Genomic DNA, 5,708 nt, shown 5'->3' with positions numbered 1-5,708 from the left:
ACGGTCGGTGCCGCCGCAGACAGGGCAAGCGCTATGTTTACCCTTTGCAGGAATATCGATACCACAGGCAGGTAACAGATTTTCCCAATGGTACATAGCAGATTGCTTCACGGTTTGGATAAATTCGAGCGGTTTTTGGCTGTCTGATTTATCCAAAGATGTCAATTTAGGGCGAGTTTGGTTATGCTGTGTATCAGCCATTATCGTTATCTCTCAACGGTTATTGGTCAGACGCCCTGTATGTGTTGCGAGCACTATGGGGCGTTGTTTTATTTGGTTACTAAAATTAAAATGGTCATTACCATGTAATTTAAAATATCCTTAGGTAATTACCATGTCAACACAAAAAGAAAAACGATCTCCGCAATACCAAATGAGATTGACGGAAGAATTCAGACAACAACTTGAAGAACAAGCAAAAGCCGATGGTGATGCTTCTCTTGCTACATGGATCAAGCGCATACTCCGTAAAGAACTCCAATCACGCAGCATTGAACCCAAAGGTTGAACCAACCGATAGTTCATCAGGAGGATAGCTCCCATGTTGCTATCCTTTTTTCGTTTAAATAACAATTGCAAGATTTATATATCTCTTAATGGGTAGATTGCCTGCACTGTGAATTAATGCACCAAAATTCAGGTCAGTACGTTATCAGGTACGAGATTCAGCAATCCGCTGATCTACCCAGCCATCAATTTCTGATTCAACAAACGCAACCGAACGAGGGCCGATTTTGACTTGTTTCGGGAATTGACCTTCTTTAATCAGCCTGTAGATCCATGCCTTGCTATAGCCCGTTCTGCGCTGAACTTCTGGCAGGCGAATAAGACTTTCTTTAGATGTTGTAATCGTTGGCATGTATACCCCCTGTTATCGAGTCCTTGAAATGCCTTGGTAGACGTTATTTGATGACAGAGGATTATTTAAAATTTCTGTTTAATTGAAAGCGTAAACTCTTTATGCAATTCGTAAAATTACATGCGGGAGTATTGACTGTATGAAAAACAGTCCTGCGTGCCATGGGCACAGAAGATTAAAAATCAATCATGTGCATAATGAATGTTTTTTATCAATGAATTGAAAAGTAAGGGAATATATTATTTATTCAGAAAGTGGATCTTTAATAATCTATTTTTTGTATGAAAAATGGTCTTTGTTGCCTTGGGCAACGACGTTTAAAAAACCATCTATTGCGTAAGATTTAATCAAAAGAAAGGTAAAATAAATTGTTGACAAGATCAGAACATAAAATTCTTCATAGTTTATGAATTGCACGTAAATAGTTTTTGCTGGCACTGCCAGAAAAGGATAAAAAATCACCATATGATGATTGTTATACCATGATGGATTGATCCGTTACTCTATCTGGCAGGATTCTGTAGAAAGGTACGGTTAAATCTGATAGCCAGCTATGAGCGAGCAGCGTAAGTTGGAAATTTATCAATGCCGAAGGTGAATTAATAACATTGCCGTGTATTAATCAACGGTAAGCAGGTCAGCAGCAATTAAGAAAGCCGCCACCCAGAGGAATGGCGGATAACAGCCTGAGCATGAGTACTTTTTTGCGTTTAATTCAGTTCAGGCGAGGTCAATGACGACAGGTTCGCTCCGTTCCTGAAAACCAGCGGTAATGAGATCCTGCTTTAATTCTTTTAGGCATGATTGTGGCACTGCCAGCCAAAACAAGTTCTTTGCCCTGGTGATTGCAACATACCCAATCCGGCCTTCTTCATCACTTGTACCTGAAAGCAACGCTTTGATATTGGCTTTCTTGGCTACATACATAACAGCGCCGATAGACTCCCCCTTAACCTGGTGAACCGTCTCGACTCTGAGCCCATGTCCCTGAGCCGTAACTGCACTGGCCAGTGGCTGATCCGGTAATGATTTTTTTGTGAGCTTAGTGCCTACCTTACCAGCAATTTTATATCCGTATTGTTTATTAATCTCTGCGAGAAGCGCTTTGACATTTGTTAATAGTTTTGTGTGCCAGTCTGTTTTCGCAATAAGTGCAGATGAAGGGAGTCCTTCATCTTCGCTGCGACTGAAACGCCATAGCAGTTGTTTAAGTCCTCTTATCTCGTCTTCATGCGATAACCTCTGAAGTCCTGAATTGAGTCCATAGGGTGCATCGTCCAGTAAGCCAATGATAGCCCGGCAGACCAATTTAAAGCATCCATGATAGTTACTATGCTGATCCCTTAACAACGATGCTTCTGCTAACACCTTGACCATACCTTGTCCAGGCGGGGCGGTTCTACCCGCAATTACTGAGGCTCTGTCCGCACCCCGGCAGAGGATCACAGCATCCTGATGTTGCATGCCTAACTCATCAATATGTGCCTTGAATGCTTCAGTTAATTTGGGAAGTTCTGAATCCTTGTATCCAATGAAATATGCTCCGCCTTGTTCCTCCTGCCGGTCTGGTTCGTCATGACGGCCACAAAGAGTGTTGGCGATATTTATGATTGGAGGCAGGGAACGATAATTGCGAGTAAGCATGTAGCCGGTCACCTCTGCACGATCCTCGTAGCTCTTCAGGAACTCACCGTCAGCACCAGCGAAGCCATAAATCCCCTGATTTACATCCCCGATAAGCGTCACCTGAACCCCTGCAGCAATGAGTAGCTTTAAGATTTCCTTATGCAGTGTTCCCAAGTCCTGAGACTCATCGACAAGGATTTGCGGGTAACGGGCTGCCAGCGCCCTCAATACTGTAGGTTGAGTATCCAGGGTTCTATACACCCAGTACCGACCAATCTCATGAGTGTAAGCACCTAAACGTCCAAGGTCATGAATGATCTTTAAAACCTTATCTTTATCAAGAAATTCAGGGCCATTTCTTGTATCGGAATAAAAGACGAAATCCCCATCAGGTATGATTATTTTTATGTCTTTTAATGGTAAAGGGGGGGTGGCCTTCACGCCAATATTTAAACCTGGCAAGAAAAGGCTCCGAGCCTGACACTAGGTACGCAGCCTGAGTCGCGGTCATAGTCCTGTAGGCATGGGGACGTAAAATATGTTTGGTAAAAAAACTGTCAAGTGTATCGACTTCCACCCTTCGACGATTAGCATCGTCCGGCAGGCCAGCAGCGAGCTCCGCATACCCTGTATTGAAGGTATTGACAGCAACATTGGAGAAAGACAACAGCACAACGCGACCGCGACTGTTTTGCATTTTCTGCCGAATGGCGATCAGGCGCCGAATGGCTGTAGCTGTCTTCCCGCTTCCTGCGCACGCAGTGACAGCAATTGGCCCTAACGGCGCATCTATAATGTCTATCTGTTCCTTTGATAGTTTCACGGCTTGGCCACTCCCTGACAGACATGCTGAATAGCTTTTTTAATGTACTCAGGGACTTCAAAACCAATTTCTTTCGAAATCTGTTCCGCTAATGCCTGAGCGAATCGACCTTTCTGGATGTTGGCGTTATCTTTGCGCTTGAACATGCCACAGAACAGCGCTTTGGCTTTAGCCGTGTTGTTTGGTTGGTCATCTACGATCTTACGAAGAGCCTTTGAGATCCTTGGATGTGGGTCGGCTAATGCAGTAAGCATAGGATCGCGATTCGCTTCAATGAGCGCCAGATCGTATTCTAGGGTTTTCAATCCGTGAAAGATCTTCACGAAATCATCTTCAAGTTTCTTCATCTTAAGGGTATTACCCGACAACCTCACCAGGTCTCCAAGCGAGGGATACACCTCTTTCCTTTTAACTTTTTTCTTTTTCTCAGTATCGCCAGCAGGCTCTTCGTCATCAGGAGCATCTGTTTCTTCTTGGTAGGCAGCCTCAGCAAGTATGTCGTCAATTTCCTCCTCACTCTGTTCGACTTCGGTTTCTTCTTCTTCAAAAGGATCTGCATCGGTCACTACAGAGACGGGAATTCGCAGGCCCCGCTCTCCAAAAAGCGGAAGGAAGGAGTCAAAATTAAGCCCCTCAACGCTAATTAGGCTGACCCCATATGACCTGAGATCAAGGTCCATCTTCTTAGCAAGCACGTCAATCAACATTAGTTCTGCTGCACCCTCAACGAAAATCACCCGGCGAGCAAAAAACAGTTCAGCCCTGGTTACGTCCAGATACCGCTCCAGCTTTTCACGTTTTCCCTTTTTAAATTGGATATCTCGGGGGAAGAACGTCTCTACGCCGACCTCGTTCTCGACCAGGCACACAAGGGAATCCAGCTTTGAATTACTGGCAAAATTTGGTGAATGGCTGGTAACGAACAGCTGTACAGGCTTTTCGCCTTCACCCATTGGTATCCCTGCAAGGTAGCGCAGTAGCACGCGCTGTAACTGGGGATGCAAATGCGCTTCTGGTTCCTCAATAATCAAACTCCTAAAAGCAGAGTCAGGATTTTTGGCCAGTTCACTGAGTACTACCGCCATGAAGATCAGGTTATTGAAACCCAATCCATTCTTCTCAATCTCCATGGCTTCAGCCGTCAGGGTCAGTCGGGAAGAGAGGCGCTGAAAATCAGTCACGCTGAGCCCAACGGTAAGCTCCTGCGCTAACTGATCACCCATCATGGAATCATGTCTGGTGGATATCGCTTTATGGGTGTTTTGAATGGACTTATTCTGTTTAAGTGTTTCGTCAAGGTCCTTTAAAGCCGTGTTGATCGTATCACGGCCTGCTTCATCGGTGAGCAAATGAAGTAAACGTGCCAACTGGCTGTTACGGTTAGGACGAAGGCCCTGTGCAGCATCGCGGAGAGGCGGGAGATAAACCCCACGAAGGTTCTCCATCATATCTGAGGTCAGTGAAACTTCTGGGTGATCGCCGCACCAGCGTCTGACTTTGAATCGTCCCGTCTTATCCACATCGGTATACAGAACATGGATATGCGCCTCCATGATCTTGTCCCCATATGGTTTGAGGGCGGCTATAAAGTCAGCTTCATCTTCAAGGCTAAGATCTCGGAAGACAAAATGGAAACTGATATCGCCAGTTGGATCGCCTTCATGTGGACGATGCCTGTCAGAAATATCGAGGCGAGGATAAATCTCATCATGACCTGCAAGAAGCGTCCGAAGAGCATCGACCACTGCACTTTTCCCTACATTGTTTGGTCCTACCAGAACATTCAAACCAGGTTGAAATTTCAGCCTGGCCTCACGCAGTTTGCGAAAATTCTTTATCGTGAGCTCTGCAAGATACATAAAAGTCTCCATCCTATAATGCTGTTCTGAATAATAAATAACGAGAAGACGTAAAATCATTCCAACTTGAATGACCACTCGATTATAAGCCAAATTCAGGTACTTGAGTTGCTGCCATCTTATCACCACAGGCATTAGCGAATAAGCACGTATCCATTAAATAACCACAATTAAGACCGCAAACAATATGCCTTCCTTTTAAAGCCCGGATTGAAGTGACTGGGGCTGTTAGAAGTATTTTCTTGTGTGATCGAGGTCAAAAGGGGTAATAAAATTAGGTAGTCCCCCAAATTTGCACTATATCTTCTTATACACAAATCCTTGGCATACATGCTGGGGAATTTTTTGAACTTTATTTGCCCCTAACGATCAGGGTAGTTTAAGGTTGACCTGCGCTCAATTTGTTGACACACAATTGCTTTAGAAAGGTTCGCTTTTGGCACAGACTGTGTAAAAACCGTGATTTCATCCAACAAACATCGATTTGGGTTGCATTTAAGCAACCCGATTAGCGCTCATCGCATTCACAATGTTTTGATGC

Annotated in this window: 6 protein-coding genes; 1 reads left to right on the top strand and 5 read right to left on the bottom strand. The window is 44.6% G+C overall.

Features of this window, described 5'->3' with window-relative positions:
- Positions 1-201, bottom strand: a 201-nt coding sequence (locus tag AACS90_RS19690) for a hypothetical protein (RefSeq protein WP_153043709.1), incomplete at its 3' end; no start/stop codon positions are given.
- Between the two features lie 133 nt (positions 202-334).
- On the opposite strand from AACS90_RS19690, the gene AACS90_RS19685 reads away from it, so the two are divergent.
- Complete coding sequence (locus tag AACS90_RS19685; RefSeq protein WP_169926620.1) at positions 335-508, top strand: hypothetical protein; 174 nt, start codon at positions 335-337, stop codon at positions 506-508.
- 144 nt (positions 509-652) lie between these two features.
- Here AACS90_RS19685 and AACS90_RS19680 read toward each other — a convergent pair whose 3' ends face one another.
- The 4 genes from AACS90_RS19680 to AACS90_RS19665 form a co-directional block, all read right to left on the bottom strand.
- Positions 653-859: a helix-turn-helix transcriptional regulator gene (locus tag AACS90_RS19680; protein WP_099123583.1), complete on the bottom strand. Its 207-nt coding sequence runs from the start codon at positions 857-859 to the stop codon at positions 653-655.
- A gap of 720 nt (positions 860-1,579) precedes the next feature.
- Positions 1,580-2,746 (bottom strand): UvrD-helicase domain-containing protein, encoded by a 1,167-nt coding sequence (locus AACS90_RS19675; RefSeq protein ID WP_241538334.1) that lies wholly within the window; start codon positions 2,744-2,746, stop codon positions 1,580-1,582.
- 127 nt (positions 2,747-2,873) lie between these two features.
- Positions 2,874-3,308: a UvrD-helicase domain-containing protein gene (locus AACS90_RS19670; RefSeq protein WP_241538333.1), complete on the bottom strand. Its 435-nt coding sequence runs from the start codon at positions 3,306-3,308 to the stop codon at positions 2,874-2,876.
- The gene (locus tag AACS90_RS19665) at positions 3,305-5,167 is read right to left on the bottom strand and encodes an ATP-dependent nuclease (RefSeq protein ID WP_099123584.1); all 1,863 of its coding nucleotides are present in this window, start codon (positions 5,165-5,167) and stop codon (positions 3,305-3,307) included. The genes AACS90_RS19670 and AACS90_RS19665 overlap by 4 nt, the downstream gene beginning before the upstream one ends.
- Positions 5,168-5,708 lie beyond the last annotated feature (541 nt).

It is taken from the genome of Xenorhabdus sp. KK7.4, assembly GCF_963876465.1.
In the GTDB taxonomy this organism is placed as follows: Bacteria; Pseudomonadota; Gammaproteobacteria; order Enterobacterales; family Enterobacteriaceae; genus Xenorhabdus; species Xenorhabdus stockiae.
This window is presented reverse-complemented; position numbering and strand designations above follow the sequence as displayed.